The 659-nt window shown below is 67.1% G+C and carries 1 protein-coding gene; it reads right to left on the reverse strand.

Translation table 11 applies throughout. The features are described 5' to 3' along the window. A partial coding sequence (locus tag AC5Y6X_RS24380; RefSeq protein WP_499989709.1) for an AMP-binding protein occupies positions 1 to 659 on the reverse strand: 659 nt, incomplete at both ends.

Raw genomic sequence — 659 nt, forward strand, 5'->3', positions numbered from 1 at the left:
CCGGGGTAATCGCCAACCGCTCGGCATGACTGGCCACCAAATCAGCGATCCCCACATGAGAAACCGCCACCCCCTTAGGCACCCCGGTGGTGCCCGAGGTGTAAATCAGATACGCAACGTTGTCCGCAGCCACCGCCGGCGGCGCGCTATCCGGGCAGGTGTCGATCACCGGGTCCTCAACCTCAATGACCGCCACCTCATGCCCAGCCACCCGCGACCGCAGCCCCGCGGTGGTGATCACCGCGACCGGTGCAGCATCGGCCACCACGAACCCGATCAAGGCATCCGGCTGATCCGGGGCCATCGGCACATAGGCCGCCCCCGTCTTGAGCACCCCCAACATCGCGATAACAGCCTCGGAGCAGCGCTCAAACAACAACGCCACCACATCCCCAGGCCCCACACCCCGACCAATCAGCAACTGCGCCAACCGATTCGCCGCCCGCTCCACCTCCCCGTAAGTCCACGAACCCCCACCACACACCAACGCCACCGCATCCGGGCTACGCCCCACCTGACGCTCGAACAACACCGGGATCGACACCGGCGCCGCTGCGGGCTGGGTCAGCACCACCCGATTCCCCCACCCCTCCAGGCAGACACGCTCACCGGCGTCGAGCACATCAATCGACGACACCGGCCGGCCCGGATCAGCGGTC

It is taken from the genome of Mycobacterium sp. NGS26 (assembly GCF_059813025.1).